Here is a 26,973-nt window from a genome sequence, read left to right as displayed (position 1 = left end):
CGTGTTCCGCTGCGGTGAAGCGCCCTCTAAGGACCACCCCCGATTCGGTCAAACCCTTTTTTCAAAAAAGTTTCATGAAGCGTTCGGAGGCATTCGCAACCCGGCCCCCGCCCGCCGTGGACCGTCTGAACGGGCCGCCCCGCAGCCGAATCCCTTCGCGACCGCAGCACGATTGCTTCGCCCGCCTCAGGTGCTATCGCGTATGCCGTGTCGACGAACATCCCAACAGGCGCCCGCGTGGGCGCGGCAGCGATGGCCGCACTGCTGCTCGCGACTGCGGGATGCCGAAGCACGGGGGGAGAGCCGACCCTCGCGTCGCCACCCTCCAGCGCGAGCGCGGCCCCCGCACCCGCCTCCGGCGCCGCGTGGTGGCGCGACGCGGGCGATCCCCTGCTGACGGCGCTCATCGAGGATGGCCTTGCAGCCAGCCCCGAGGTCTCGTGCCGCGTCGCCGCGCTTCGCCGCTACGACCTGGAGACCGCACGGGACGCGCGCCGGATCGTCTCGCGCCTGGGCCGCCTGCTCGGCGACAAGGACGGCCAGACCAACCCCGCCGCGCGCGAAGAGCGGGTGGAACGGATCGCCACGCGCCGGCTGGTGCTGGCCCGGCAGATCGCCTTCGCCTACGTGGAAGTGCGAAGGCTCCAGCAGGATGTCGCGCGGCGCGAGGCGTTGCGCGGGCAGTACCAGGACAACGCCGAGGTGGCGCAGTTCCGGCGCGAGGCGGGGCTGGTCTCCGCCATCGACGGCTCGCTCGCCCGCTCGCAGGACGAGACCGCACGCGGCGAGCTGGGCTTCGCGCAAGGCCGCCTCGACGCCGCCATGGCCGAGCTCGCCCGCCTGGTGGGAGCCGCGCCCGACGCGCTGGCGGCGCGGCTCGGCAGCCCGGGCACCCTGCCCGATCCCCCGCTCGATCCGCTGGAGACGGCGACGCCCGGCGACGGCGGCCGTGCCACGCTGGCCGAGGCCGTGCTGCGCGAGGCGCGGTTGACGCAGGCGCTGGGGGAGGCCCGCCGGACCGCCCGTGACGCCCGCATCGCCTACCGCGAGGGAGCCGGAAGCTTCGCCATGCTTTACGTCGCCGAAGCCGCGGCGCTCGCCGTTGAGCTCGCCCTCGTCGATGCGCGAGCCGGGCGGGTGACCGCGGCGCTCAACCTGTGGTCGGCGCACGAAGGGGCGTGGGCGCGCGAGGGCCTCGATCCGATCGTGCCCGACCCGCACGCATCGGCCGAAATCATCACGGTGACCGCCGGCTGTGACTGACCCTGTGACCGCCGCTGTGACCGAGGAGGACCCGCATTCCCCGGTCGATACCCTGCTCGGGGCCGCGCCGCGGCGCGTGCTGCGCCACTGGCTCAGCCTGCTGGTGCTGGCTCTGGCCGCGCTGGGCGCGCTCGCGTTCTTCGTGCGCTTCGTCAACGGCGAGGACACGCCCTACTACTCCGCCCCGGTGGAGCGGGGAGACCTGGTTCCGCTCATCTCCGAACGGGGGCAGATCAGGGGTGCAGGCGAGGTGACCGTCTTCGCAAGCCTACCCGGACGGATCGTCTGGGTTTCCGGCAAGACCGACGGCGCGGTGGAGCGCGGCGAGCTGCTGGCGCGGATCGACGCGGGGGAAGTGCAGAGCGCGCTCGCCGTCGACCGCAGCCAGCTGACCGCGGCGCGCGCGGCGCTGGCGGCGGCCCAAGTCTCGGCCCAGGAGACGGCAGCGCGGCTCGCCCGTTTCGAGAGCGTCTGGCGGCGGTCGGGCGGCCGGGCACCTTCGCTCAACGAGATGGAGCACGCCCGCGCGGAAGCGCGCCGGGCGGCGATCACGGTCGAAGCCGCCCGTGCCGACGTGGAGACGGCGCGCCTGCAGCTGCGCGAGGACGAGGCGCGGCGGGCCGGCTCGGAAGTGCGCGCGCCGATCGCCGGCATGCTGTCGATGCGCCATGCCCGGCCGGGACAGGCGGTGACGGAGCACCAGCCGCTGTTCACCATCGCCGCCGGCCTTGCCCCGCTCACCATGGAAGTGCCGCTGGCCGTGCAGCCGGCCGAGCCCATCCGCGCGGGAACGCCGGCACAGGTGCGAGTGGACAGCCTGCCCGACGCGCCGCAAGCCGCGACGCTGACGCTGCTGCGCGTGAGTCCGCCGCCACAGGTCGCCCCGCCCCGGGCGGTGTTCACCATCGAGCACCCCGATCCGCAAGTGCGGCCGGGGATGCCGGCCACCGTCGAGATCGAACTTCCGGCGCGGCGCAACGTCCTGCTGGTGCCCGATGCTGCACTTGCGTTCGAGCCCGCCCCGGGCCCTGGCCGGCGCCGGGATCGCATCTATGTGCTCGACGACGGCGAGCCCCGGCGGGTCTACGTCACCGTGGGCGCCAGCGACGGGAAGCGCACCGAGGTCTTCGCCAACGGCCTGGCACCCGGCGATCCGGTGATCACCGGTTGGCGGGACGCGACGAACGGCACGGCCCGGTCAGGCCCGTGAAAGCTTCGCAGGTGCAACTATAACGTCGTCCATGCGTATGGGCATCGATGTAGCTGGGCAACAGAGGTAGCCAACCTGTCTGATCGCGTGCAGATTTCGCGTCGCGGGGCCGTCGGTCTCGTGGCTGCCCTGGTGGCGGCCGGGGCCGTGCCGGGGGGGCTGAGAGCCGCCGTCGCCGGCCGGATGGGCCCGCCCGAACCGTTCTCGTGGGACCGGCTGGTGGCAGAGGCGCGCGCAGCGGCGCGCCGGGGCTACGTTGCTGTGCCCGATTCCCCTCATGCCGCCGCGGATTACGACGCGGCGGTGCGGCTGACCTATGGCGAGGCGCAGGCGGTCGCCGGCAATGTGCGACTGCTGCCGGCGGTGCGCGACACCGCGCCCAAGGCTGTGCGGATCGCCATCGTCGAAGGCGGCCAGGCGCGCGAGATCACCGACACCAGCGGCCTGTTCGTCGGCAGCGGCCGCGCCGATCCGGTCGGCTTCCGGGTGATGGACCCGTCCGGGCGCAGCGACTGGCTGGCGTTCCAGGGCGCCAGCTACTTCCGCTCGTCCGGCTCGCGCGACCAGTACGGCCTATCGGCCAGGGCGCTGGCGATCGACACCGGTCTGGCGCGGGAGGAGGAGTTTCCTGCCTTCACCCAGTTCTGGATCGAGCAGACCGGCGCCGACGCGCTGCGCATCCACGCGCTGCTCGACGGGCCGAGCCTGGCGGGGGCTTATGCCTTCGACTGCCGCAAGACCGCGGGCAGCGTGGTCCAGGACATCAAGGCGGCGCTTTTCCTGCGGCGCAATGTGGAACAGCTCGGCCTCGCGGCGGCGTCCAGCATGTTCTGGTACGACCAGTCCGCCGCCGCCGCCCGGCGCGACTGGCGGCCCGAGATCCACGATTCGGACGGGCTGGCGATCTGGGCCGGCAACGGCGAGCGGATCTGGCGGCCGCTGGAGAATCCGCCGGTGCCCCGGCTCCACTCGCTGCGCGCCGATTCGCCGCGCGGGTTCGGTCTGCTGCAGCGCGACCAGGCGTTCGACCACTACCAGGACGACGGGGTGTTCTACGACCGCCGACCCTCGCTCTGGGTCGAGCCGCAGGGGGACTGGGGCCCGGGCGCCGTGTGCCTCTACGAGATGCCGACGGCGAGCGAGACGCTCGACAACATCGCCGTGTTCTGGAAGGGCGACCGCCCGGCCCGCGCCGGCGAGCGGCGCGACGTCGCATACCGGCTGACCTGGACCTCCAGCGACCCGAGCGCCGACGGCACCGCCCGCTGCGTCGACGTCTACGACGGGCCGGGAGGCATCCCCGGCGCGCCGCCGGCGAACGGCGTGCGCAAGTTCGTGTTCGACTTCGCCGGGCCGGCGCTCGCCGGGCTGGACCGCACCAGCGGCCTGGTGCCCCAGACCGACCTGCCACAGGCGGCGGTCGCGGCCGCCTCCGCCTACCCGGTGGCCGGCGCGGAGGGGCGCTGGCGCGCGATGATCGACCTTCGGGTGGACCAGGTGAAGCAGCCGCAGTTCCGGCTCTACCTCAAGCGGGGCGACGCCGCGCTGAGCGAGACCGTGATCAAGGCCATCGAAACGTGAGTATCACCGCCGTGCCCCACCCGCCGATGACCCCGCCCGAAGCGCCAATGGCGATGCCGGTCCAGAACCTCTACGGCAACCCGCCGGGCCAGCGCGAGGTGCTGACCGCGCCGCACGGGATGATGGTCAAGCGCCTGCTGCTGATCGCGCTCACCGCCGTGATCGGGCTCGCCGCATCGAGCACGGTGCGGCTGGAGCTTTCGCGCGACGGGCTGGACGCGGTCGAAGTGGCGCTGCTGGCGTTCTTCGTCCCCCTGTTCTGCTGGATCGCCTTCGGCTTCGTCACCTCGACGATCGGCTTCCTCAAGCTGATTACCGGCGAGCATCCGGGCTTCACCGCATTGCCCAGCCCCGCCACCAGCCTGCGCCACAGGACGGCCGTGCTGATGCCCGTCTACAACGAGAGCGTGGAGGAGGTCTTCGCACGGGTCCGGGCGATGGCCTTCTCGATCGCCGAGGCCGGCGGCGCGCCCTGGATCGACTTCTTCGTGCTCAGCGATTCCAATCCCTTCCACGGCAAGCGCGAGGAGGCCGCCTGGCGCGAACTGGTGCGCGAGGCGCCGGTGGCGGTCTACTATCGCCGCCGCGAGCAGAACATCGCGCGCAAGCCCGGCAACATCGCCGACTGGGTCCGCCGCTTCGGCGCCGCCTACGAGACCATGCTGGTGCTGGACGCCGATTCGATGATGAGCGGCGAGACCATCGTTGGCATGGCCTCGATCATGGAGGAGCGTCCCTCCATCGGCCTGCTGCAGACGGTGCCGATGATCACCAACGCGCGCACGCTGTTCCAGCGCTGGATGCAGTTCGCCAGCGAGGCCTACGGACCGATCGCCTCGGCCGGGCTGCTGTGGTGGTCCGGCGCGGAGGCGAACTTCTGGGGCCACAACGCGATCGTGCGCACGCGCGCCTTCGCCGAATCCTGCGGCCTGCCCGAGCTGCCCGGCAAGCCGCCCTTCGGCGGCCACATCCTCAGCCACGACATGCTCGAATCGGCGTTGCTGCGCCGGCGCGGCTGGGCCGTCCACATGGTGATGATCGGCGGCAGCTACGAGGAATTCCCGCCTACCATCGTCGACCTCGCCATCCGCGACCGGCGCTGGATGCAGGGCAATCTGCAGCACCTGCAGCTGCTCGGAGCCTCGGGGCTGCACTGGGCCAGCCGCCTGCACCTGCTGATCGGCGCTTCCGCCTACCTGACCTCGCCAGGCTGGCTGCTGCTGATCCTGACCATGATCGGCCAGGTCGCGACGCGCGACACCGGCGGCTTCGTCACGCTGGCGCCGCCGAGCGTGCTGGCGCTGACCGTCGTCCTGCTGTTCGGTCCCAAGGTGATGGGCACGACCTGGATGCTCGCCGATCGTGCCCGCCGCGCGAGCTTCGGCGGCACCGGCGCGATCCTGCGCTCGGTGGCGGTCGAGATCGTGCTCAGCATGTTGCTGGCGCCGATCACCATGGTGACGCAGACCAAGGCGCTGCTGGGGCTGCTGCTCGGTATCTCGGCGGGATGGAACACGCAGACGCGCGACGCCCGCCGCATCACCGTCCGCGAGGTCCTGCCGGACTTGCGCGAGCACCTGCTGCTCGGCGCGGCGCTGGCCTCGACGGTGTTCCTCGACACCATGACCGCCTTGTGGCTGCTGCCCATCATCGCCGGCCTGTTCGCCTCCCCCTGGCTCATCAGCCTGTCGTCCAGCGAGAACCTGGGCCGCCGTGCCGCGCGGGCCAAGGTGTTTCGCGTTCCCGAACCGGGGATCACCGACCTGGCCGAGAGCGGCACCCCGCCTCCCGCCCTGCCCGCTGGTACCGCGAGCCTGGTGGAGGCCTGATCAGGCGGGCCGGACTCCGAACAGCCGCTCCGCGGCCCGGGGCGCGGAAGGGAAGTAGAAATGCATGTAGCTCGCCGTGAGCGAGCCCTCCCGGTAGAGCGCTTCGCCGGGCCTGCCGTCGGGCGTGACCGCCTGCGCGGCGGGAGCCACTTGCGTGGCGAGCCGCGAGTAGTGGAAGGTATGACCGCGCAGCGCGCCGCCCTCCAGCGCGATCTCCTGCATTCCGAGTGCCGCCAGCCGCGGCTGCATCGTCGCCGTCCCCTGCAGGATGCCCAGCATCTCCGCGCGCCGGCCGCGTCCATCGTCGAGCGTGGAGCAGGCGTAGAGTAGGCCCCCGCATTCGGCCAGGATCGGCTTGCCGGCCGCGTGGTGGGCGCGAATCGCGGCGAGCATCGTCGCGTTGCCCGCCAGCGCTTCCAGGTGCAGCTCGGGATAGCCGCCCGGGAGCCACAGCGCATCGCAATCCGGCAGCCGCGCATCGTGCAGGGGCGAGAAGAACGCAAGGCGCGCGCCCGAACGCTGCAGCCAGCGCAGGTTCGCCGGGTAGACGAAGGCGAAGGCCTCGTCCCGCGCAATGGCGATACGCCGGCCTTCCAGCCCGCCGGCGGGCGCGCCGTCCCGCCCCGGGGAGAAGGCGACCTCCGGCGGCAGCGTCAGGCAGTCCGCCGGCAGGAGCGACGCGGCACGGTCCAGCCGCGCGTCCAGGTCGGGCACTTCGCCTGCCTGGACGAGGCCGAGGTGGCGTTCCGGCAGCACCACGTCCGGGTGGCGAGGCAGCGCCCCCAGCCACGCCACCCCGGGCGGAAGGCTGCCCGCGAGCAGCGTGGCGTGGCGCTCGGTGCCGACCCGGTTGGCGATGGCGCCGTGCAGGTGCAGGCCCGGCCGATAGCTGGCAAGGCCGTGGACGAGGGCGCCGAAGGTCTGCGCCATGGCCGAGCCGTCGAGCACCGCCAGCACCGGCAGGCCGAAGCGCTCGGCCAGGTCGGCCGCGCTGGGATCGCCGTCGAACAGGCCCATCACCCCTTCCACCAGGATCAGGTCGGCTTCCACGGCCGCCTCGTGCAGCAGCGCCCGGCACGCGTCCTCGCCGCACATGAAGAGATCGAGCTGGTGGACGGGCGCGCCGCTGGCGACTTCCAGCACCATCGGGTCGAGGAAGTCGGGCCCGCACTTGAACACGCGCACGCGGCGGCCGGCGGCGCGATGCCGCCGCGCCAGCGCCGCCGTCACCAGCGTCTTGCCCTGCCCGGAGGCGGGCGCCGAGACCATCAGCGCCGGACACCGGGCGACTGCCGGGGGCGCGATTGCCGGGCCCGCGCTCACCGGACCGGCCGCTTGCGCAGGCTCGGGTGAAAGCCCAGGACCATGCCCCAGGCGATCGCCGCCACGCCCGTCCACCCCAGCGTGGCGACCAGCACGTAGGGGAAGTAGGTCATGAGGCGGGGCAGGAAGCCCGCGACGCTCGCGTCGGGAAAACGCCCGCTCAGGAAATAGAAGCCGCCGCTGGACAGGATCTGCGACGACAGCGTCGCGCCGGTCAGCAGGACCAGCGCCGGCATCAGGTCGGTTGCGCTCTCCTCCAGCCGGGCCGCCCCGATCCGCCCGGCCACCCACATCATCGCGTAGGCGGGGAACAGCATCCCATAAGCGGGCGTGAGGCAGAAGCTCATCCAGCCCTTCGCTCCGACCACCGCCACGTCGATTGCGAAGGCCAATGCGAACAGCGTGGCGAAGCCGGCCAGCCGCCGGACGAAGTAGCCGAGCACGAAGAAGCTGGCGAGGCTCGTCTCGGGCAGGTGCAGGACGTGGGTGGCCGCTGTCGTCCGCGTCGCCAGCATGACCACGGCCAGCACCGCGAAGACGCAGGCCTGGAGGCGGACGGGATAGTCGGGGCGGACCATGGCTTCACTCCGGGCAAGGACGGCGGGCGACAGGCGGCGGGCGACACGATCAAGGCGGGCCGCGCGCAGCGATCCGGCGAGTCCGGACAGCATCGCGGCGATGCCCGGCCGATTGGCGATGGCGGGAGCAACGGCCGGGTTCTGGCCCGACTTGCGTCGACCCCACCGATCATGCCCTCTCGGGCATCCGTTGCATGAACGGCTTAAGCCACTTCCGCGCGGCGCGCAAGCATCGGGGCCTTGCGCAGCACGGCTCCGCACGATAGTTGCCGGCCCGCGACAGGTTCCCTCGCGGGATCAAAAGGGAACTCGGGTGAAAGACCCGGGCTGCCCCTGCAACTGTAAGCGGCGAGCCATCCGGCCATTTCGCCATTGGGGCTTCGGACCCTGAGAAGGCGGCCGGACCGGCAACGACCCGCGAGCCAGGAGACCTGCCTGCCGCAGTCGTTCTTCGACCGGACAGGGTGTGCCGGCCGGACGGGGGGACATCCTCGCGCAACGACAGCCATAGCTTCGCCGGCGCTGCGCCGCGCGGAAGGACCGCGGCTTCGCGCCTGTCCTTCTCCGCACGACGCCGGGCTACGGGGCATTGCCGCTTGCAGGAGGGACTACGAATGCCAAGACACCTGACCATCGCCACCGCGAGCCTCGCGCTCGCCGCCACTCCTGCCTTCGCGCAGGCCCCCGCACCTACCTCCAGTCCTGCAGGCGAGGAAGACGCGGGCGAGCGCATCGTCGTCACCTCGCTGCGCACGCCGGTCGCCTCCGAGCGGGTCTCCGCCACCGTGACCGTGCTCGACGAGCCCGCGCTCGTCGCGATCCAGCCGATCGCCGTCACCGATGCGCTGCTGCGCACGCCCGGTATAAGCCTGTCGCGCAACGGCGGCTACGGCACCACCACCTCGCTGCGCATCCGCGGCGCCGACGCCGGGCAGAGCGTCATGGTGATCGACGGCATGCGCCTGTCCGATCCCTCTTCCACCGCGGCCGGCTACGGCTTCTCCAACCTCCTGCTCGACGACATCGACCGCATCGAGATCCTGCGCGGGCCGCAGTCGATCCTGTGGGGCAGCGACGCCATCGGCGGCGTGGTCAACGTGCGCACCCGCCGCCCCGTCGCGCCGCTGGAGGGGAGCCTGGCGGTGGAGGCGGGAACCCACGACACCGTCTCCGCCCGCGCGGGGCTGGGCGGCAGCTCGCAGGCGCTCGACTGGCGGCTGTCCGGCTCGCGCTTCGTCACCGACGGCATCTCGGCGCGCTCCAACGGGCAGGAGGACGACGGCTACGCCCGCAGCGCCGCCAGCGGCACGGCGACGCTGCGCCTGGCGCCCGGCGTCAGCCTCGACCTGCGCGGCTACTGGTCCGATTCGCGTAACGACTTCGACGGCACCAGCGGAGACACGCGGGCCTATGGCACCACCGAGGAATGGACGGGCTATGCCGGGCTCAACTTCGCCCTGCTCGGTGGCCGCCTGACCAACCGCGTGGCCGTGCTGCAGAACGAGACCGACCGCGCCAACTTCGATCCGGCGCGCTCCATCCGGCAGGTCACCTTCGACGCCCACGGCCGCGTGCGCCGCTACGAGTACCAGGGCACGTACGCCATCTCGGGTGCGGTGGACGCGGTGTTCGGCCTGGAGCGCGAGGAACAGCGGATGACCACCGCCTCCCCCGCCAACAGCACGACGCCCTACGTCCTGACGCCGCAATCGGTCGACACCGACAGCGTCTACGGCCAGCTGCGCGCGACGCCCTTGCGCGGGCTGACCCTCGACGCCGGCGCACGCTACGACCACCAGTCGCGCTTCGGCGGCAACACCGTGGTGAGCGCGGGCGCCGTCTATACCCCGGACGGCGGCGCCAGCGTCCTGCGCGCCAGCTACGACGAGGGCTACAAGGCCCCCTCGCTCTACCAGATGTTCAGCGACTACGGCGCCGCCGGCCTCGCGCCGGAGCGGGCGAAGGGGTGGCAGGTGGGCGCCGAGCGCCGCTTCGGCGAGGCGCTGCGTCTCTCCGCCACCTGGTTCCAGCGCGACACCGACAACCTGATCGACTTCGCCTACTGCCCCACCAGCGGCGCGCTGCCCGCCGATTGCTACGTCCCGGGTACCCAGACCACCCGCTTCGGCTACTACGCCAACGTCCGCCGCGCCGAGGCGCACGGGCTCGAGCTGTCGGCCGAGGGGCGCTGGGGCGCGTTCTTCGCCAACGGCAACTACAGCTGGATCGAGGCGGAGGACCGCACCCCCGGCAGCAGCACGCTGGGCCGCCAGCTCCAGCGGGTGCCGCGCCACCTCGCCAACGCGGAGGCCGGCGTGGCGCTGCCGCAGGGGCTGCGCGCCAGCATCGCCGCGCGGTACGCGGGGGAGAGCTACAACGCCGCGACGGGAACCGCCAAGCTGGACGACTACTGGCTGGTGGACCTGCGCGCGCAGTGGCAAGTCGCCGAAGGGCTGATCGTGCAGGGCCGGGTGGAGAACCTGGCCGATGAGGACTACGAGACGGTCAGCGGCTATTCGACGCTGGGCCGGACCGTCTACCTGGGAATGAGGAGTCGCTTCTGATGCTGCAACCCGTCGATGCCGGCCCTTCGGTGGTCGTATGCAGCACCTGCCGCCTCGGCGCCGATGCACGCGAGGACGAGCGGGGCCGGCGCGGCGGGGCGGTGCTGGAGGACGCCCTGCGCGCCGTCCAGGCCGCGGACCCCGCACTGCAGGGTATTGCGATCCAGGCGATGCCCTGCCTGTTCGCCTGCAGCCGGCACTGTACCGTCCACATCCGCGCGCCGGGCAAGGTGGGCTACGTGCTGGGGGACTTCGTGCCCGGGGAGGACGCTGCGCGCGCCATCCTCGGCTACGCGGTCCGCCACGCCGCCAGCGCCGAAGGCCAGGTGCCCTATCGCGAATGGCCGGACGGCGTGAAAGGCCACTTCATCACCCGCACCCCGCCGGAAGGATACGTCTGCACATGACGCCGTTTTCCGATCCCGCCGCCTTCGCCGCCGCGCTCGCCGCCCTGCCCCGCGCCGACGCCGCCAGCCGCACCGCGGCGCTGGAGCGGCAGGCCCGCCTCACCAAGCCGTCCGGGGCGCTCGGCCGGCTGGAGGAGATCGCGGCGTTCATGGCGGGCTGGCAGGCCAGCGAGCGGCCGCGCGCCGACGCGGTGCAGGCGGTGGTCTTCGCCGGCAACCACGGCGTCACCGCGCAGGGCGTGAGCGCCTATCCCCCCGAAGTCACCGCGCAGATGGTCGCCAACTTCGAGGCCGGCGGCGCCGCCATCAACGCCCTGGCCCGGGCTTGCGGCGCCGAACTGTCGGTGGTGCCCCTCGAGCTCGACCGCCCCACCGGCGACATCACGCGCGCGCCGGCGATGACCGCCGAAGAGTGCCTCGACGCGCTCCAGCGGGGCGCCGCCGCGGTGCGTCCCGGCACGCAGCTGCTGGTCGTGGGTGAGATGGGTATCGGCAACACCACGCCCGCCGCCGCGCTCTGCGCGCAGGCGCTGGGCGGCCTCGCGCGCGACTGGATCGGACGCGGCACCGGCCTCGACGATGCCGGCCTAGACCGCAAGGCGGCGGCGGTCTCCGCCGCGCTGACCCTTCACGGCCGCGCCTGCACCGATGCCTTCGAGACCCTGCGCCATCTGGGTGGGCGCGAGATCGCGGCGATGGCCGGCGCCATCCTGGCGGCCCGGCTGGAGCGGATCCCGGTCCTGCTCGACGGCTTCATCGCCTGCGCCGCGATCGTGCCGCTGGCGCAGGACAATCCCCGCTTCACCGAGCACTGCCTCGCCGCCCACTGCTCGGCCGAGGCGGCGCACGGGACGCTGCTGGCGCGCCTCGGGCTCGACCCGCTGCTGCGGCTGGGGCTGCGGCTGGGCGAAGGGACCGGAGCGGCGCTGGCCGTGCCGATCGTCCGCGCGGCGCTGGCGACACACGGCGAGATGGCCACCTTCGAGGAAGCGGCGGTGGCCGGCCCGCAATGAGCGGCATCGCCGTCCACCTCCTGCGCCATGGCGTGCCCGTCCGGCCGGGCCTGCTGCTCGGCCATGCGGACGAGGCGCCCCTGCCCGCCGGGGTCGCGGCCTGCCTGGCGCAGGCGGAAAAGCTGGCCTTCGAGCGGGTGGTCTCCTCCGACCTCGCCCGCGCGGTCATCCCCGCGCGGGACATCGCCGCCTCCCGCGCCCTGCCCCACGCGGTGGACGCCCGCTGGCGCGAGCTCGACTTCGGCGCGTGGACCGGGCTGGCCCCGCACGAAGCCGATGCCGCCGCTCATGCGCGCTTCTGGGACGATCCGGAGGCTCATCCACCGCCGGGCGGGGAGCGCTGGTCGCAGGCCCGCGCCCGCGTCGGAGCCGCGCTGGCGCAGATCGAGGCGCCCACCTTGGTGGTCACCCACGGCGGTGCGATGCGGGCCGCGCTCGCCGTGCTCTGTGCGATGGACCACCGCCAGGCCTGGGCCTTCGACCTGCCCTACGCCAGCGTGCTCAGCCTCCGCCTCTGGCCCTCGCCCGAACCCGGTTCGCCGGGACCGGTGGCGCAGATCGTCGGGCTGGCCGCATGAGGCGGCTGGTGCTGGCGGTGCAGTTCCTGACGCGGCTGCCGCTGCCCGCGGTCCGCGCCGACGCGGACGACTTCGCCGCCGCCATGCGCTGGTTCCCGGTCGCCGGCCTCGCGGTCGGCGCCGCCGTCGCCCTGCCCTGGTGGGCGCTGCAAGCGCGCGACCCCTGGCTTGCCGCCATCGCCGCGCTCCTGGCCTGGGTCGCGATCACCGGCGCGCTCCACCTCGACGGCCTCGGCGACGTGGCCGACGGCGCCGGCGCCGCGCATGGCGGGCGGGAACGGCTCTCGGCGGTGATGGCGGACCCGCACCTCGGCAGCTTTGCCGTGGTCGCGATCGTGCTGCAGCTCCTGGCCAAGCTCGTCCTGCTCCACGCGCTGCCCGGCGCGCAGCCCGGCGCGCAGGCGGCGGCGCTAACCGCGGTGCCGGTGCTGGCGCGCGTCGCCCCGATTGCCTGGACGCTGTTCCTCCCGCCGCTCCACCACGGGCTGGCAAGCCGCTTCCGCAGCGGCGTCGCCCCGCTTCACCTGGCGCTCTGGAGCGCGGTCGCCGTCGCCGCCGCGCTCGTGCTGGCGCTGCCGCTGCTGGTGCTGTTCCTCGCCGTCCCCGCTTGGGGCTGGTGGCTGCGCAGCCGGATCGGCGGCATCTCGGGAGACGGGCACGGCGCGGGCATAGAGATCGTCGAGACCGTGCTCCTCGGTGCGCTGGTGCTGGCAGGATGACGGCGGCGTTCCTGCACCACGGCGGGCGCCTGGCCGAAGCTGCCGCCCGGTTCGGGGGCGCGCCCGGCGATTGGCTCGACCTTTCGACCGGCCTCAACCCGGTGTCCTGGCCGCTGGACCGCGCGCCGCCCTGCGACTGGTCGGCGCTGCCCGACCCCGGCGCCCTCGCCGCGCTCGAGCACGCCGCCGGCCGCAGCTTCGGCGCCGATCCCGCCGTGGTCTGCGCGGTCCCCGGAAGCGAGACGGCACTGCGGCTGCTCGGCCTGCTCCTGGGCGCGCCGGGCCGCGCGCTGGTGCCGGCCTATCGCACCCATGCCGAGGCCTTCGCGACGTCGCGGCCGATCGCCTTCGGGGAGACGCCCGCCCGAGCCGAGACCGTGGTGCTGGCCAACCCGAACAACCCGGACGGCGCGCTTCGCAGTTCGGCCGAGATCCTCGATTGGAGCACGCGCATCGCGGGGGCCGGAGGCTGGCTGGTCGTGGATGAGGCGTTTGCCGACTGCCATCCCGAGGCGAGCGTGGCCGCGCAGGCCGGCGTGCGGCCGGAGCTGATCGTGCTGCGCTCCTTCGGCAAGTTCTTCGGCCTCGCCGGGCTGCGGCTGGGCTTCCTGCTGGGCCCTCCCCCGCTCCTGGCGCGGGTCCGCGCCCTCGTCGGGAGCTGGCCGGTCCACGCCGGGGCGCTGGCGATCGGGCGCGCCGCCTACGCGGACGCGGCCTGGATCGCCGCGACCCGCGCCGAGCTGCCGCGCCGGGCCGCGGCGCTCGATGCCGTGCTGCGGCGCCATGGCCTGATGCCGCAGGGCGCCTGCCCGCTGTTCCGCTACGTCACCGGATGCGATGCGGCGGGGCTGTTCGAGCGGCTCGCCGCCGCGCGCATCCTCACCCGTCCCTTTTCCGAGCGGCCCGACGCGCTGCGCCTCGGCGTGCCGGCCGCGAGCGCGGCGCTGGCGCGGCTGGACCGGGCTTTGGCGCACGGGGCGGGCGATGGCTGAGCCGGTCGCCGCCGCCGCGCTGGCGATCGAGGCGCTGCTGGGCTGGCCGGCTTGGCTCCACGCGCGCACGGGGCACCCCGTCGGCCTGTTCGCGCGCATCATCGCGGGGTGCGAGCGGCGCTGGAACCGGGCCGAGGACGGTGCCGTCCGCCGGCGCCGCGCGGGGATCCTCGCCATGGTCCTGCTGGTCGCGCTCACCGCCGGGGCCGCGGCGGCCGTGGAAGCGATGGTGCGGGCCTGCGCCGGCCCGCTGGCCTGGCCGCTCCTGGCCCTGCTCGCCTGGCCCGCGATCGCGGCGCGCAGCCTCGACGATCACGTCCGCCCGATCCTGCGCGCGCTTGGGGCCGGCGACCTGCCCGGGGCGCGGCAGGCGGTGAGCATGATCGTGGGGCGCGACACCGCCGCGCTCGACTCGCCGGGCGTCGCGCGCGCCGCCATCGAGAGCCTCGCCGAAAGCTTCTGCGACGGGGTGGTGGCGCCGCTGTTCTGGCTGCTCGTGCTGGGCCTGCCGGGGGCCTGGGCGCTCAAGGCGATCAACACCGCCGACAGCCTGGTCGGCCATCGCGAGGAGCCGTTCCGCGCCTACGGCTGGGCGGCGGCGCGCACCGACGATCTCGTCATGCTGGTGCCGGCGCGCCTCGCCGCCGTGCTGCTGTGCCTGGCCGGCGGGGGCGGCTGGCGCACCCTGGCGCGCGACCATGCCCGCCACGCCTCGCCCAACGCCGGCTGGCCGGAAGCGGCGATGGCCGGGGCGCTGGGGGTGCGGCTGGCCGGCCCGATCGCCTACGACGGCGTGCTTGCCCCCAAGCCCTGGATCGGCGAGGACGGCCGCGATGCGGGCCCGCGCGACCTGGCGCGGGCGCTGTCGATCTATCGGCGCGCCTGCATCGTTCTGGGAGCGATTGCCTTGGGGTTTGCATGGCTGGGCTGATGCTGCAGGGGACCGGCTCGGACGTCGGCAAGTCGGTGCTCGTCGCCGGGCTGTGCCGCGCCGCCGCCAACCGCGGGCTGCGCGTGCTGCCGTGCAAACCGCAGAACATGTCGAACAACGCCGCGGTCACGCCCGAGGGCGGGGAGATCGGGCGCGCGCAGGCGCTGCAGGCCCTCGCCGCGCGGGCGCCGCTCCACGTCGACATGAACCCGGTGCTGCTCAAGCCGCAGGCCGACCGCACCTCGCAGCTGGTCGTCCATGGCCAGGTGCGCGGCACGTTGGGCGCCGCCAACTTCCGCGAGGCGCGCCGCCCGCTCCTGCCCGAGGTGCTGGCGAGCTACCGCCGGCTGGAGGCGCGCTGCGACCTCGTCATCGTCGAGGGTGCCGGCTCCCCCGCGGAGATCAACCTGCGCGCCGGCGACATCGCCAACATGGGCTTCGCGCGCGCCACCGGCACGCCCGTGGTGCTGGCCGGCGACATCGACCGCGGCGGCGTCATCGCCGCGGTGGCCGGCACCCGCGCGGTGCTCGACCCGGCGGACGCGGCGATGATCCGCGGCTTCCTCATCAACAAGTTCCGCGGAGACCCGGCGCTGTTCGCCGACGGCTACGACGCCATCGCCCGGCTGTCGGGCTGGCGCGGCTTCGGCGTGCTGCCGTGGGTTCCCGCCGTCGCCCATTTGCCCAGCGAGGACGCGGTGGTGCTCGAGCGCGGGCTCGGCGCGCGCGCCGGCAAGCGCCTCGTCGCCTGCCCGATCCTGCCGCGCATCGCCAACTTCGACGATCTCGACCCGCTGCGCCAGGAGCCCGGCGTCGAGGTGGCGATGATCCCCCCCGGCACGCCGATCCCGGCAGGGGCGACGCTGGTGGTGCTGCCCGGATCGAAGGCGACCCTGGCCGACCTCGCGTTCCTGCGGCAGGAGGGCTGGGACATCGACATCCTGGCGCACCATCGCCGAGGCGGCGCGGTGCTGGGGATCTGCGGCGGCTACCAGATGCTCGGCCGCTCGGTGGCCGACCCGCTCGGGCTCGAGGGTCCGCCCGGCGAGGCGCCCGGCCTCGGCCTGCTGGACGTCGCGACCGTGCTGGGCGACCGCAAGGCACTGCGCGAGGTGGCCGGCACCGGCCTGGGCGCCGCCTTCACCGGCTACGAGATGCACATGGGCGTGACCACCGGGCCCGACGCCGCCCGCCCCTTCGCACGGCTCGAGAGCGGCGACGACGGCGCCGTCAGCGCCGATGGCCTGGTGCTCGGCACCTACTGCCACGGCCTCCTCGCCGCGCCGGGACTGCGCGGGGCGCTGCTCGGCCGCCTGGGGGTGCAGTCCGAAGGCTTCGACCAGTCCGCCCGGGTCGACGCGGCGCTCGATGCGCTGGCAGACGCGATCGAGCGCCACCTCGACGTCGACGGGCTGCTGGCGCTGGCCGGGGGCGCGGCATGAGCGGGGCGTTGCTGGTGCTGGGCGGCGCGCGCTCGGGCAAGAGCCGCTACGCGCAGCAGCGGCTGGAGGCCCACCCGGGCACGCTGGCCTACATCGCCACCGGGCAGGCGCTCGACGCCGAGATGGACGAGCGCATCGCCCGCCACCGCGAGGATCGCGGTGATCGCTGGACCACGCTGGAGGAGCCGCTCGACCTTGCCGGCGCCATCGACCGCGCCGCGCGTGCGGCCGACGCGATCCTGGTCGACTGCCTGACGCTCTGGCTCACCAACCTGATGCTCGCCGATCTCCCGCGCGACGCTGCCACCGCCGCGCTGGGCGCCGCGATGGCGCGCTGCCCCTGCCCGCTGGTCCTGGTGGCGAACGAAGTGGGGCTCGGCATCGTGCCCGACAACGCGCTCGCCCGCCGTTTCCGGGACGAGGCGGGGCGACTCAACCAGGCGGTGGCGGCGCAGGCCGGCGAAGTCCAGTTCGTCGCCGCCGGACTGCCGCTGCGGCTGAAGTGACCCGCGGCCGACGTAGCGTTTGTTGCAGGATGGATGCGCGGCCGCGGGGCCTTCGACAGGCTCAGGCTGAGCGGATCGGGGGAGTGGGGGACGAGGCCACGGGTGCGGAACACCATTCCGCTCATCCTGAGCGCCATCCCGTTCAACCTGAACACCATCCCCGCTCCACCTGAACACCACCCGCTCATCCTGAGCTTGTCGAAGGATGCCCGCGCGCGGCCGCGGAGCCCTCGACAGGCTCAGCCTGAGCGGTCTGGGAGAACGGGGACGAGGCCGCAGGTGCGGAGCAGCCCCACACGCAAGCAGGCGCGCAGGGACCGGGTCCCTGCGCGCCTGGATGTCGGCGCGGCAGCCTGGAGGAGGGGGGGCCGCCGCGCCTGGGGGGCTCAGAACGCCACGCGGCCGCTGACGCCGAAGTAGCGGTCGGCATCGCGCGGGATCTGGAGGCGCGTGAAGCTGCCGGCGGCCACGCCGTTGCCGACCGGGGTGACGAAGCTGGTGTAGAACTTGTCGGTCAGGTTCTTGCCGATCAGGCTGAGCTGGTACTTGTCGTCGTGGCTGGCGATGGCGATCGTCATGTTCACCAGCGCATAAGGCGACTGCTGCGCCAGCGGCGTCTGGTCGAGGTCGAAGTTGGTGCGGCTCTGGTAGCTGACGGTCGGGATCAGGTTGACCTTGAACGGCAGCGTCTCGGGCAGCGGCGCGCGCCAGTTGGCGGTGAGGTTGAACTTGTGGCGCGGCGCGAAGGGCAGCGGCTTGCCGTCATGCGCGCGGCAGGCCGGCAGGTTGGCGGCGCCGATCGAATCGGGGCAGTAGAACTCCAGGATCTCCGCGTCGGTGAAGCTGTACCCGCCCGAGAGCGAGAAGGCGTCTGAAGGCGACCACATGATCTCCGCCTCGATGCCCTGGCTGCGCACCGAGCCGGCGTTGGTCAGGTTGGTGGTCACCGAACCGTTGACGGTCGTGAAGCTGTTCGCCTGGAAATTGTCGAACTTTTCGTAGAAGGCGGCCAGGTTGAGCGTCAGCGTGCGGTCGAGCAGCTGGCTCTTGATGCCGATCTCGTAGGCGTCCGATGTCTCCGGGTTGATCCGCTGCGTGTTGAGCGGGCCCATGTTGAAGAAGATGTTGAACGCCGGCCCCTTGTACCCGCGCGAGTAGGTGGCGTAGGCCATGACGTCGTCGGCGACGTCGTACTGCAGGCCGGCCTTGTAGGACCAGCCCGTCTCCGACGTCGAATCCGAGTTCGAGAACGCCGCCGAGATGCCGGGACCGGTCGAGGGGTTGGTCACGCGCGCGAAGTCGTAGCTGATCTTGTCGTGGATCCAGCGCGCGCCGCCGATCACCCGGAACTCGGGCGTCACGTTGGCGGTGAACTGCCCGAACAGCGCCTGGTTGTTGAAGCGCGTGGTGAACTCCGCGCTGCCCACCGTGTTGAGGTAGGTGCTGGCCCCCGCCGCGCAGGGCGCGAAGCCCGTGGCGTCGACCGGCAGCGTCGAGGCGGTGCACTGCGACACGGTGCGCGAGAAGGTGTCGTATTCCTTGGTGTGCCACAGGAAGCCGCCGATCACGAACGACAGGAAGCGGTCGGTGGGCGAGGCCAGCCGCACTTCCTGGCTGTACTGCTGGAACTTCAGGTAGCCGACGTCGTGCTGCAGGATGTCGAGCGGCGCCACGTGGGTGGCGTAGACCGAGTGGAAGTCGCCGTCGCGGTACTGGGTGTTGGTCCAGCGGCGGTAGGCGCTGATCGAGGTCAGCGTGTAGTCGCCCAGCGAGAGGTCGACCTGCGCCGAGACGCCGGCGTTGGTGTCGCGCGTGCCGGGGGTGAAATCGTTGTTGATCGTGCGGTTCTTCGAGCCGGGCTGGAAGCCGAGCTGCGGAATGAACAGGTTGGTGAGCTGGGCGCTGGGAACGTAGGTGCCCAGCACGTCGCCGCAGCAGTTGTCCTTGGCGTGGACATAGTCGCCGATCAGGGTGATCTCGACGGTGTCGGTGGGCTCGACCACCAGCTTGCCGCGAACGCCGTAGCGCTTGAAGCCGTTGACCTTCTCGCCGTCGTAGAGATTGCGGATGTTGCCGTCGTACTGCGCGTAGACGCCCGAGAGGGTGAAGCCGACGCCGGTGCCGAGCGGGCCCGAGATGTCGACGTTCGCGCGGTTCTCGCCGCCTTCGAACAGACCGGCCGAGACCGAGCCCTCGATCGTGTCGGTGGGCGACTTGGTGACGATGCTGATCGCGCCGGCCGAGGCGTTCTTGCCGAACAGCGTGCCCTGCGGCCCGCGCAGCACCTCGATCCGCTCGATGTTGGTGAACTCGCTGAAGGCCATGCCCGAGCGGCCCATGACCACGCCGTCGACCACGGCCGAGACGCTCGGCTCGGCGCCGGAGGAGAAGGACTGGGTGCCGACGCCGCGGATGCTCAGCGTCGAGTTGGTGTTGGTGGTGCCGCGCTTGAAGGTGAGCGAGGGAACCACCTGCCCGAGGCTCTCGGTGTTGGTGATGTTGTTGGCCTTCAGCGTCGCTTCGCCCACGACGCTGATCGCGAGCGGCACGGCCTGGAGGTTCTCGGAGCGCTTCTGCGCGGTGACGACGATCTCGTTGGGAGCGCTGTCCGCGGGAGCGGCGCCCTCCTGGGCCAGGACGGGGACCGCGGAGGCGGCGCAGGCGATCGCGATCGCCGCCAGCGAAACACGCGTAGACGCCCGCAGGGCAGCCGAATTTCTCATGAATTTCCTCCCCAGGAGCCATTGCTCCGCAATCTCTATCGCGCAGGTGGATATTCCGCCTGCTCGTTTATGTCAACGATGGACATCAGGCGCCGCCGGAACGGCTGCGACACGGCTTTCCGCCATCGCCCGATGCCGCAGCCGGCTTGTGCTGGGCGGGAGTTTATGTCAAGCGGTGTCACAAGCCAGGAAGAGCCGCCGGTCACCGGCGTGAGTGGGAGCATGGATGTGGCGCTGACGCTGAAGCTGGAAGACGGGATCCTCACCGGCGTGCTCGAGGATCGCGTCCTGCTCCGCCACAGCCCCGATTCGCCCGCCTTCACGCTCGCGCGTGGGCATCCCGACATCGCGATGGTGCGCGGCAACTTCCGTATCGACGACGCGCCCGAAGGCCACCTCGCCCCCGCCTTCGTGCGCCGCGAGGGCGAGGCCTTCGTCCTTTCCGCCGCGCCGCAGGGCCCGGCGCTGCTGCGGGTGGCGGCGGAAGCCGGCGACGCCCTGCGGATCGAGGCGCTGGAGCCCGGCTACGACCGCCTCTGGGTCGATCTCGTGGCGCAGGCGGACGAGCACGTCTGGGGCGGCGGGGAGCAGATGAGCTACCTCGACCTGTCGGGCCGGCGCTTCCCGATCTGGACCAGCGAGCCCGGCGTCGGGCGCGACAAGACCACCGAGCTGACCCGGCTCATGGACGCGCAGGGCATGGCCGGCGGCGACTACTGGTGGACCAACTACCCGCAGCCGACCTTCCTCTCCTCGCGCCGCTACGCCTGCCACCTCGACAGCAGCGCCTACGCGGTGCTGGACTTCACCGACCCCGCCCGCCACCGGCTGGAAGTGTGGGAAGGCACGGCGCGGCTGGAGTTCTTCGCGGCCGGGGACTTCGTGGGCCTCGTCGGCGCGCTGAGCCACCGCTTCGGCCGCCAGCCGCCGCTGCCCGACTGGGCGATCGGCGGCGCCATCGTCGGTCTCAAGGACGGCGCGCGCAGCTTCGCGCGGCTGGAGGCGATCGTGGCGGCGGGCGCGGCCGTGTCCGGGCTGTGGTGCGAGGACTGGATCGGCATCCGCCAGACCAGCTTCGGGCGGCGCCTGTTCTGGGACTGGTCGTGGAACGCGGCGCGCTACCCCGCGCTTCCCGAGCGCATCGCCGAGCTGGCGCGTTCGGGCATCCGCTTCCTCGGCTACGTGAACCCCTATCTCGCCAACGACGGCGTGCAGTACCAGGAGGCGCTGGAGCACGGCTTCCTGGCGCTGCGGCAGGACGAGGACGCGCCCTACCTGGTCGACTTCGGCGAGTTCGACTGCGGCGTGGTGGACTTCACCAACCCGGCCGCGCTGGACTGGTTCGCCGAGCGGGTGATCGGGCGCGAGATGCTCGACTTCGGCCTCTCGGGGTGGATGGCGGACTTCGGCGAGTACCTGCCGGTGGACCTGCGCCTCCACGACGGCAGCGACCCGATGCTGATGCACAACCGCTGGCCGGTGCTGTGGGCCGAGGCCAACGCGCGCGCCATCGCCTCGCGCGGGCGCACCGGAGAGGCGCTGTTCTTCATGCGCGCGGGCTTCTCGGGCGTGCAGGCCCACTGCCCGCTGCTGTGGGCCGGCGACCAGTCGGTCGACTTCACCCGGCACGACGGGATCAACACCGTCGTCACCGCGGCGCTCTCCGCCGGCCTGGTCGGCAACGCCTACTCCCACAGCGACGTCGGCGGCTACACCAGCCTCCACGGCAACGTGCGCAGCGCCGAGCTGATGATGCGCTGGTGCGAGCTGGGCGCGTTCAGCCCGGTGATGCGCAGCCACGAGGGCAATCGCCCGGACGACAACCTCCAGGTCGATTCCACCCCCGAACTGCTGGCGCATTTCGCCCGGATGACCCGCATCCATGCCGCGCTCGCCCCTTACGTGCGGCACCTGAGCGACGAGGCGGTGCGCACCGGGCTGCCCGTTCAGCGGCCGCTGTTCCTGCACTATCCCGACGCTAACGACCTCTACGCGGTGCAGGACCAGTACCTCTACGGCGCCGACCTGGTGGTCGCCCCGGTGGTCGAGGAAGGCGCCCCCCGCCGCAGCGTCGTGCTCCCCGGCACCGCCCCCTGGCGCCACCTGTGGTCGGGCGAGGACTTCGCCCCCGGCCGCCACGAGATCGACGCCCCGATCGGATCGCCGCCGGTCTTCTATCGCCCCGACAGCGCGTTTGCGCCATTGTTCGCCCAGATCGGCAAGGAACGGGGCGGATGAGCGAGAGGGCGAACATCAAGGACGTATCGGCACGGGCCAACGTCTCGGTGAAGACCGTCAGCCGCGTGCTGAACAACCATCCCTACGTGAAGTCCGAAACCCGCGAGCGGGTCGAGCAGGCCATGCGCGAGCTCGGCTTCCGCCCCAGCGTGGCGGCGCGGATCCTGGCCGGCAACAAGTCGGGCCAGGTCGCGCTGATCTACGACAACCACAGCCCCTACTACATGAACCAGGTGCAGATGGGCTGCTGGGAGGCGTGCCACGCCGCACGCATCCGCCTGCTCGCGCAGCCCGTCGACGTCGCCGACCCGCTGGTGGGCGACCAGGTCCGCGGCCTCGTCACCGAGACCCACGTCGACGGCGTGATCCTCTCCTCGCCGGTGACCGACTGCGTGCCGGTGCTGACGATGCTCGAGGCCATGGACGTGCCCTTCGTGCGGATCTCGCCCGGCACCAACCATGCGCTGACCTCCTCGGTGTTCATGGACGACACGCAGGCGGCCGACGACATGACGACCTACCTCGTCAACCGCGGCCACCGCGTGATCGGGTTCATCAAGGGCCACCCCAACCACATGGCCTCCGAGGAGCGCCTGTTCGGCTACCGCCGCGCGCTCGACCGGGCCGGCATCGCCTACGAGCCGGCCCTCGTCGCCCCCGGCGAGTTCGACTTCGACAGCGGCGTCGCCGCGGCGCGCCGTTTCCTCGGCCAGCCGCGCCGGCCGACCGCGATCTTCGCCAGCAACGACGACATGGCCGCGGGCGTCCTCTCCGTCGCCCACGACATGGGCATCGCGGTGCCCGCCGCGCTCTCCGTCGCGGGGTTCGACGACACCACCCTCGCCCGCATGGTCTGGCCGCAGCTCACCACCGTCCACCAGCCCACCCGGGAACTGGCACGCGCGGCCGCCGAACTGCTCATCGGCGGCGACACCCTCATCCACCGCCGCCTCGACCACCGGCTGGTCGAGCGCGCCTCGGTCGCTGCGATCAATGCCGACTTCCTCTCCTGACAGGACCTGCAACGCATGAATTTCCTTCCGGCACCTTCCGCCCGTCGCCCGCTGGGCCGCAGCGGCATCGAGGTCTCCGCCCTCGCCTGGGGCAACTGGCGCCTGTGCGGCACCGACGTCGGCGCCGCCGCCCGGCTGCTCCATGCCGCGCTGGACGCGGGCATCGACTTGGTCGACACCGCGGACATCTACGGACCCGATAACCAGGAGCCCTTCGGCGCCTCCGAAGCGCTGCTCGGGCGAGTGCTGGCCGCCGAGCCCGGCCTGCGCGAGCGCATCGTGCTCGCCACCAAGGGCGGCATCGCCATGGGCGTGCCCTATGACAGCAGCGCGGCCTACCTCGCGTCGGCCATCGACGCCTCGCTGGCGCGGCTCGGCACCGACCGGGTCGAGCTGTGGCAGATCCACCGCCCCGACATCCTGACCCACCCGCAGGAGATCGCCCGCGCCATCGAGGACGCGCACCAGGCCGGCAAGATCCGCAGCTTCGGCGTCTCCAACTTCACCCAGGGCCAGATCGCCACGCTGCAGCAGTTCCTGCCCGTGCCGATCGTCTCGACCCAGCCCGAGCTCTCGGCACTGAAGCTCGCGCCCATCGAGAACGGCGAGCTCGACCAGGCGATCGCGATGGACCTGGCGGTGATGGCCTGGTCGCCGCTCGGCGGCGGGCGCATCGCCGCGCCGGGGACCGAGCGCGAGCACGCGGTCGCCGCGCTGCTGGACGCGGTCGCCGATGCCCACGGCGTGTCGCGCACCGCCGCCGCCTATAGCTGGATCATGGCGCATCCCGCGCGCCCGATCCCGATCGTCGGATCACAACAAGCCGCCCGCATCGCCGAAGCCGCCGACGCGCTCAAGGTCCGCTGGACCCGCGCCCAGTGGTACGCGGTGCTGGTGGCATCGAAAGGAGAGCCCCTGCCATGACCCCCGAAGGCACCGCGCAGCAGCAATGCGAGATCAGCTGGTTCTCGGCGCTTTGCGACGACGACTACGAGTTCCTCGGCCAGCCCGACCCGATGCTGGCGTCCAGCTGGGAGCACTGCCGCAACATCGTGCTGCAGGCGGAGAAGGGCGGCTTCGACAACATCCTGCTGCCCTCCGGCTACAGCCTGGGGATCGACACCACCATGTTCGCCGGCGCCATCGCGCCGCTGGTGGAGCGGATCAAGCTGCTCTGGGCGGTCCGCTGCGGCGAGGACTGGCCGCCGCAGCTCGCGCGCCGCATCGCGACGCTCGACCGCATCCTCGGCGGGCGGCTGACGGTCAACATCATCTCCTCCGACCTCCCGGGCGAGAAGCTGGAGAGCAAGCCGCGCTACCAGCGCACGCTGGAGGTGATGCAGATCCTCAAGACCATGCTCTCGGGCGAGCATCTCCGGTTCAAGGGCGAGTTTTATGACCTCGACCTCGCCCCGGCGCGCATCACCACCACCTCGGGCAAGTGCCCGCCGCTCTACTTCGGCGGCCTGTCCGAGGATGCGCGCGAGGCCGCGGCGCAGGGCTGCGACGTCTACCTGATGTGGCCCGACACGATGGACAAGGTGCGCGAGACCATCGCCGACATGACCGCCCGCGCCGCGCGCCACGGCCGCACGCTCAAGTTCGGCTACCGCGCCCACGTCATCGTGCGCGAGACCGAGGACGAGGCGCGCGCCTATGCCGACCGCCTGCTGTCCAAGCTCGACGCGGAGACCGGCGAGGCGATCCGCCAGAAGTCGCTCGACACCGCCAGCGTCGGCGTCACCCGCCAGGCGGAGCTGCGCTCGGCCGCGGGCGGCGACGGCTTCGTCGAGGACAACCTGTGGACCGGCATCGGGCGCGCCCGCTCGGGCTGCGGGGCGGCCATCGTCGGCGATCCCGACCAGGTGCTGGCCAAGCTGCGCGCCTACCAGGCGGAAGGGATCGAGGCCTTCATCCTGTCGGGCTATCCGCATGCCGCCGAGGCCGACCTGTTCGCCCGCCACGTGCTGCCGAACATCGCGCACGGCCCGCTGGCGCTCTGACGAGGACCGAGGACATGGACGGGTTCGATTCGCTTCTGGCCGGCCGCCTCGCCCGCCGGCGCCTGCTGGGGGCCGGGGCGGTTGCCGGCCTCGGCGCCACAAGCGCGCTGGCCCAGGCGGGCGGGCTCGTCCGGCTCGGCATGACGGGAGGACCGGACGAGCGGCCGCTCGCCAGCGACTTTCCCGGCAAAGGGCCGATGATCGTCCAGCGCAACCGGCCGGTCCTGCTGGAAAGCCCGATGTCCGTGTTCGACGAGCACGTCTTCACGCCCAACGACCGCTTCTACGTGCGCTGGCACTGGGCCGACATCCCGCTGGAGGTGGACGTCGACGCTTTCCGCCTGACGGTGGGCGGGCAGGTCGGCAAGCCGCTGTCGATCAGCCTGCCCGAGCTGCTGCGCCTGCCGCGCATCGCCTATGCCGCGGTCAACCAGTGCTCGGGCAACAGCCGCGGCTTCTTCTCGCCGCGCGTGCCCGGTGCGCAGTGGGCGCATGGCGCCATGGGCAATGCGGTGTGGAAAGGCGTGGCGCTGCGCACCGTGCTGGAGATGGCCGGCGTCAAGCCCGGCGCCGCCGCGGTGCGCTTCGGCGGCCTCGACCGGCCGCTCACCGCCGTGGACGACTTCGACAAGTCCCTCGAGCTCGACCATGCGAACGACGGCGAGGTGATGATCGCCTTCGCCATGAACGGCGAGCAGCTGCCGATGCTCAACGGCTTCCCGCTGCGGCTGGTGGTGCCCGGCTGGTATTCGACTTACTGGATCAAGGCGCTGAGCGAGATCGAGGTCCTGGCCGCTCCGGACGACAACTACTGGATGACCAAGGCCTACAAGATCCCCACCGCACCGCAGGCGGACGTGCCGCCTGGCGCCAAGGACTTCCCCACCGAGCCGATCAGCCGGATGATTCCACGCAGCTGGATCACCAACGTGGTCGAGGGCACCGCGCTTCCCCACCGCGACACCCTGCCGGTGCGGGGGATCGCCATGGGCGGCGACCAGGGAGTGGCCAAGGTGGAGGTCTCGGCCGACGGGGGGCACACGTGGTCGCCCGCGCAGCTCGGCACGGACGAGGGCCGTTACAGCTTCCGCCGCTTCTCGATCGACCTGCCGACCCCCGCCAAGGGCGAGCTCGCGCTGATGGCGCGCTGCACCAACACCAAAGGCGAAGGCCAGCCGATGGAGCCGAACTGGAACCCCGGCGGCTACATGCGCGGCTGCGTCGAGACCGTGCGGGCGAGGATCGTGTGATGACGCTACGCGCCCTTTCCCGGCCCGGCTTCTTGGCCTTTCCCGCCTCCGTGGCCCTTCCCGCCTGCCTCGTGCTGGCCGCCTGCGGAGGGCCAGCGCCCACGCCGCAGGAGACCGCCGAAGCCCGCCCTTCGGCGATGAGCGGGGCCTTGCGCTCGCAGACCATCACCCTGCCGGACGACACGCTGACCTTCGCCGCAGCCGGCGGCGACGCCGTGCTGGACCAGCACTGCATCGCCTGCCACTCGACGACGATGGTGCTATACCAGCCCCCGCTGAAGCGCGAGCAGTGGGCCGCCACGGTCAAGAAGATGCGCGAGGCCTACGGCGCGCCGATCACGCCCGACCAGGACGCCGCTGTGGTGGATGCCCTGCTGAAGCTGCGCCCGGCCGCATAGGGTCGCGGCCGCTCATCCTGAGCGTGCCGGAAGAGGGTTCGTGTGCGGCGGGGCTTTCGACAAGCTCAGGCTGAGCGGGTCCGGGGGAGTGGCGCGTTCGAAACGGCGAGCCGCCTGGCCCATCGCGAGCAAGGCCCGCTCCCCCTCGCAACACCAACCCCGCTCATCCTGAGCTTGTCGAAGGATGGCTCGCGCACGGTCGGGCCTTCGACAGGCTCAGGCCGAGCGGGTCTGGAGGATGGGGCACGTTCGGAGAGGACCGGTGCAATCCCGGCATCGCCCAGGCCCAGCGGCACTCATTCGGGAGCCGGCCAGCCCGTCGCGAGCAAGGGGCCGCTCCCCCTCGCAACACCAACCCCGCTCATCCTGAGCTTGTCGAAGGATGGCTCGCGCAAGGTCGGCCCGTCACCCC

At 72.3% G+C, this 26,973-nt stretch carries 22 protein-coding genes and 1 riboswitch; of the genes, 19 read left to right on the top strand and 3 right to left on the bottom strand.

Annotated elements, in window-relative coordinates; translation table 11 throughout:
• Positions 1-207: 207 nt before the first annotated feature.
• The 4 genes from ACFFJC_RS18895 to mdoH all read left to right on the top strand — a co-directional run bounded on the left by ACFFJC_RS18895 (position 208) and on the right by mdoH (position 5,883).
• A complete protein-coding gene (locus tag ACFFJC_RS18895; protein ID WP_379488945.1) occupies positions 208-1,263 on the top strand; it encodes a TolC family protein in 1,056 nt (351 codons plus the stop codon).
• Complete coding sequence (locus tag ACFFJC_RS18890; protein WP_379488944.1) at positions 1,256-2,473, top strand: efflux RND transporter periplasmic adaptor subunit; 1,218 nt, start codon at positions 1,256-1,258, stop codon at positions 2,471-2,473. The genes ACFFJC_RS18895 and ACFFJC_RS18890 overlap by 8 nt, the downstream gene beginning before the upstream one ends.
• A 93-nt stretch (positions 2,474-2,566) precedes the next feature.
• Positions 2,567-4,054, top strand: coding sequence for a glucan biosynthesis protein (locus ACFFJC_RS18885; protein ID WP_379488951.1), 1,488 nt, complete (start codon positions 2,567-2,569; stop codon positions 4,052-4,054).
• A gap of 26 nt (positions 4,055-4,080) precedes the next feature.
• On the top strand, positions 4,081-5,883 hold the full coding sequence (gene mdoH / locus ACFFJC_RS18880; protein WP_379488950.1) for a glucans biosynthesis glucosyltransferase MdoH: 1,803 nt from the start codon (positions 4,081-4,083) through the stop codon (positions 5,881-5,883).
• Here the strand turns inward: mdoH and ACFFJC_RS18875 are convergent, their stop codons facing one another.
• Together ACFFJC_RS18875 and ACFFJC_RS18870 are read right to left on the bottom strand one after the other, a co-directional pair.
• Entirely contained in the window at positions 5,884-7,152 is a 1,269-nt protein-coding gene (locus ACFFJC_RS18875; protein ID WP_379488943.1) for a cobyrinic acid a,c-diamide synthase CobB, read from the bottom strand. It abuts the gene before it with no gap.
• Between the two features lie 50 nt (positions 7,153-7,202).
• Positions 7,203-7,877, bottom strand: a complete 675-nt coding sequence (locus ACFFJC_RS18870) for a hypothetical protein (protein WP_379488942.1) — start codon at positions 7,875-7,877, stop codon at positions 7,203-7,205.
• A 171-nt stretch (positions 7,878-8,048) separates the two neighbouring features.
• Positions 8,049-8,237: riboswitch (cobalamin riboswitch) on the top strand.
• A gap of 161 nt (positions 8,238-8,398) precedes the next feature.
• Between ACFFJC_RS18870 and ACFFJC_RS18865 the strand changes: the two genes are divergently transcribed.
• Genes ACFFJC_RS18865 through cobU form a run of 9 tightly spaced genes read left to right on the top strand, consistent with a single transcriptional unit; the run spans position 8,399 to position 16,936 of the window.
• Positions 8,399-10,348, top strand: coding sequence for a TonB-dependent receptor plug domain-containing protein (locus tag ACFFJC_RS18865; protein ID WP_379488941.1), 1,950 nt, complete (start codon positions 8,399-8,401; stop codon positions 10,346-10,348).
• Positions 10,348-10,755 (top strand): DUF1636 domain-containing protein, encoded by a 408-nt coding sequence (locus ACFFJC_RS18860; protein WP_379488940.1) that lies wholly within the window; start codon positions 10,348-10,350, stop codon positions 10,753-10,755. Before ACFFJC_RS18865 ends, ACFFJC_RS18860 begins: the two co-directional genes overlap by 1 nt.
• Positions 10,752-11,768: a nicotinate-nucleotide--dimethylbenzimidazole phosphoribosyltransferase gene (gene cobT / locus ACFFJC_RS18855; RefSeq protein ID WP_379488939.1), complete on the top strand. Its 1,017-nt coding sequence runs from the start codon at positions 10,752-10,754 to the stop codon at positions 11,766-11,768. Before ACFFJC_RS18860 ends, cobT begins: the two co-directional genes overlap by 4 nt.
• Positions 11,765-12,346 carry a histidine phosphatase family protein gene (locus tag ACFFJC_RS18850; protein WP_379488938.1) on the top strand — a complete coding sequence of 194 codons (582 nt, stop codon included), beginning with the start codon at positions 11,765-11,767 and terminating at the stop codon, positions 12,344-12,346. Before cobT ends, ACFFJC_RS18850 begins: the two co-directional genes overlap by 4 nt.
• Positions 12,343-13,065, top strand: a complete 723-nt coding sequence (locus tag ACFFJC_RS18845) for an adenosylcobinamide-GDP ribazoletransferase (RefSeq protein WP_379488937.1) — start codon at positions 12,343-12,345, stop codon at positions 13,063-13,065. Before ACFFJC_RS18850 ends, ACFFJC_RS18845 begins: the two co-directional genes overlap by 4 nt.
• Positions 13,062-14,057 carry an aminotransferase class I/II-fold pyridoxal phosphate-dependent enzyme gene (locus ACFFJC_RS18840; RefSeq protein ID WP_379488936.1) on the top strand — a complete coding sequence of 332 codons (996 nt, stop codon included), beginning with the start codon at positions 13,062-13,064 and terminating at the stop codon, positions 14,055-14,057. The genes ACFFJC_RS18845 and ACFFJC_RS18840 overlap by 4 nt, the downstream gene beginning before the upstream one ends.
• A complete protein-coding gene (gene cbiB, locus ACFFJC_RS18835) occupies positions 14,050-14,988 on the top strand; it encodes an adenosylcobinamide-phosphate synthase CbiB (protein ID WP_379488935.1) in 939 nt (312 codons plus the stop codon). Before ACFFJC_RS18840 ends, cbiB begins: the two co-directional genes overlap by 8 nt.
• A complete protein-coding gene (locus ACFFJC_RS18830) occupies positions 14,976-16,430 on the top strand; it encodes a cobyric acid synthase (RefSeq protein WP_379488934.1) in 1,455 nt (484 codons plus the stop codon). The genes cbiB and ACFFJC_RS18830 overlap by 13 nt, the downstream gene beginning before the upstream one ends.
• Positions 16,427-16,936 (top strand): bifunctional adenosylcobinamide kinase/adenosylcobinamide-phosphate guanylyltransferase, encoded by a 510-nt coding sequence (gene cobU, locus ACFFJC_RS18825; RefSeq protein ID WP_379488933.1) that lies wholly within the window; start codon positions 16,427-16,429, stop codon positions 16,934-16,936. Before ACFFJC_RS18830 ends, cobU begins: the two co-directional genes overlap by 4 nt.
• 386 nt (positions 16,937-17,322) lie before the next feature.
• Here cobU and ACFFJC_RS18820 read toward each other — a convergent pair whose 3' ends face one another.
• The gene (locus ACFFJC_RS18820; protein ID WP_379488932.1) at positions 17,323-19,659 is read right to left on the bottom strand and encodes a TonB-dependent receptor; all 2,337 of its coding nucleotides are present in this window, start codon (positions 19,657-19,659) and stop codon (positions 17,323-17,325) included.
• Between the two features lie 228 nt (positions 19,660-19,887).
• Here ACFFJC_RS18820 and ACFFJC_RS18815 point away from each other — a divergent pair, with 228 nt between their 5' ends.
• The 6 genes from ACFFJC_RS18815 to ACFFJC_RS18790 are packed head-to-tail and all read left to right on the top strand — an operon-like array spanning position 19,888 to position 26,561.
• Positions 19,888-21,897 (top strand): alpha-glucosidase, encoded by a 2,010-nt coding sequence (locus ACFFJC_RS18815; RefSeq protein WP_512700641.1) that lies wholly within the window; start codon positions 19,888-19,890, stop codon positions 21,895-21,897.
• The gene (locus ACFFJC_RS18810) at positions 21,894-22,910 is read left to right on the top strand and encodes a LacI family DNA-binding transcriptional regulator (RefSeq protein ID WP_379488930.1); all 1,017 of its coding nucleotides are present in this window, start codon (positions 21,894-21,896) and stop codon (positions 22,908-22,910) included. The genes ACFFJC_RS18815 and ACFFJC_RS18810 overlap by 4 nt, the downstream gene beginning before the upstream one ends.
• Positions 22,911-22,925: 15 nt before the next feature.
• Positions 22,926-23,834 (top strand): aldo/keto reductase, encoded by a 909-nt coding sequence (locus ACFFJC_RS18805; protein WP_379488929.1) that lies wholly within the window; start codon positions 22,926-22,928, stop codon positions 23,832-23,834.
• Positions 23,831-24,913: an LLM class flavin-dependent oxidoreductase gene (locus tag ACFFJC_RS18800; RefSeq protein WP_379488928.1), complete on the top strand. Its 1,083-nt coding sequence runs from the start codon at positions 23,831-23,833 to the stop codon at positions 24,911-24,913. The genes ACFFJC_RS18805 and ACFFJC_RS18800 overlap by 4 nt, the downstream gene beginning before the upstream one ends.
• Before the next feature lie 14 nt (positions 24,914-24,927).
• Positions 24,928-26,163 carry a molybdopterin-dependent oxidoreductase gene (locus ACFFJC_RS18795; protein WP_379488927.1) on the top strand — a complete coding sequence of 412 codons (1,236 nt, stop codon included), beginning with the start codon at positions 24,928-24,930 and terminating at the stop codon, positions 26,161-26,163.
• Entirely contained in the window at positions 26,163-26,561 is a 399-nt protein-coding gene (locus ACFFJC_RS18790) for a cytochrome C nitrite reductase (RefSeq protein ID WP_379488926.1), read from the top strand. Before ACFFJC_RS18795 ends, ACFFJC_RS18790 begins: the two co-directional genes overlap by 1 nt.
• Positions 26,562-26,973: the final 412 nt, after the last annotated feature.

The organism is Novosphingobium soli, from assembly GCF_042432915.1.
Classification (GTDB): Bacteria; Pseudomonadota; Alphaproteobacteria; order Sphingomonadales; family Sphingomonadaceae; genus Novosphingobium; species Novosphingobium soli.
The sequence above is the reverse complement of the archived record's forward strand: the minus strand, read 5'-3'. Positions and strand labels throughout refer to the sequence as shown.

Coding starts and splice junctions, on each gene's coding strand:
- ACFFJC_RS18865 (WP_379488941.1), top strand. CDS start 8,399: ATGCCAAGACACCTGACCATCGCCACCGCGAGCCTCGCGCTCGCCGCC.
- ACFFJC_RS18875 (WP_379488943.1), bottom strand. CDS start 7,152: ATGGTCTCGGCGCCCGCCTCCGGGCAGGGCAAGACGCTGGTGACGGCG.
- ACFFJC_RS18790 (WP_379488926.1), top strand. CDS start 26,163: ATGACGCTACGCGCCCTTTCCCGGCCCGGCTTCTTGGCCTTTCCCGCC.
- cobT (WP_379488939.1), top strand. CDS start 10,752: ATGACGCCGTTTTCCGATCCCGCCGCCTTCGCCGCCGCGCTCGCCGCC.
- ACFFJC_RS18870 (WP_379488942.1), bottom strand. CDS start 7,877: ATGCTGTCCGGACTCGCCGGATCGCTGCGCGCGGCCCGCCTTGATCGT.
- ACFFJC_RS18845 (WP_379488937.1), top strand. CDS start 12,343: ATGAGGCGGCTGGTGCTGGCGGTGCAGTTCCTGACGCGGCTGCCGCTG.
- ACFFJC_RS18850 (WP_379488938.1), top strand. CDS start 11,765: ATGAGCGGCATCGCCGTCCACCTCCTGCGCCATGGCGTGCCCGTCCGG.
- ACFFJC_RS18805 (WP_379488929.1), top strand. CDS start 22,926: ATGAATTTCCTTCCGGCACCTTCCGCCCGTCGCCCGCTGGGCCGCAGC.
- mdoH (WP_379488950.1), top strand. CDS start 4,081: ATGACCCCGCCCGAAGCGCCAATGGCGATGCCGGTCCAGAACCTCTAC.
- ACFFJC_RS18800 (WP_379488928.1), top strand. CDS start 23,831: ATGACCCCCGAAGGCACCGCGCAGCAGCAATGCGAGATCAGCTGGTTC.
- ACFFJC_RS18795 (WP_379488927.1), top strand. CDS start 24,928: ATGGACGGGTTCGATTCGCTTCTGGCCGGCCGCCTCGCCCGCCGGCGC.
- ACFFJC_RS18810 (WP_379488930.1), top strand. CDS start 21,894: ATGAGCGAGAGGGCGAACATCAAGGACGTATCGGCACGGGCCAACGTC.
- ACFFJC_RS18840 (WP_379488936.1), top strand. CDS start 13,062: ATGACGGCGGCGTTCCTGCACCACGGCGGGCGCCTGGCCGAAGCTGCC.
- ACFFJC_RS18860 (WP_379488940.1), top strand. CDS start 10,348: ATGCTGCAACCCGTCGATGCCGGCCCTTCGGTGGTCGTATGCAGCACC.
- cbiB (WP_379488935.1), top strand. CDS start 14,050: ATGGCTGAGCCGGTCGCCGCCGCCGCGCTGGCGATCGAGGCGCTGCTG.
- cobU (WP_379488933.1), top strand. CDS start 16,427: ATGAGCGGGGCGTTGCTGGTGCTGGGCGGCGCGCGCTCGGGCAAGAGC.
- ACFFJC_RS18830 (WP_379488934.1), top strand. CDS start 14,976: ATGGCTGGGCTGATGCTGCAGGGGACCGGCTCGGACGTCGGCAAGTCG.
- ACFFJC_RS18820 (WP_379488932.1), bottom strand. CDS start 19,659: ATGAGAAATTCGGCTGCCCTGCGGGCGTCTACGCGTGTTTCGCTGGCG.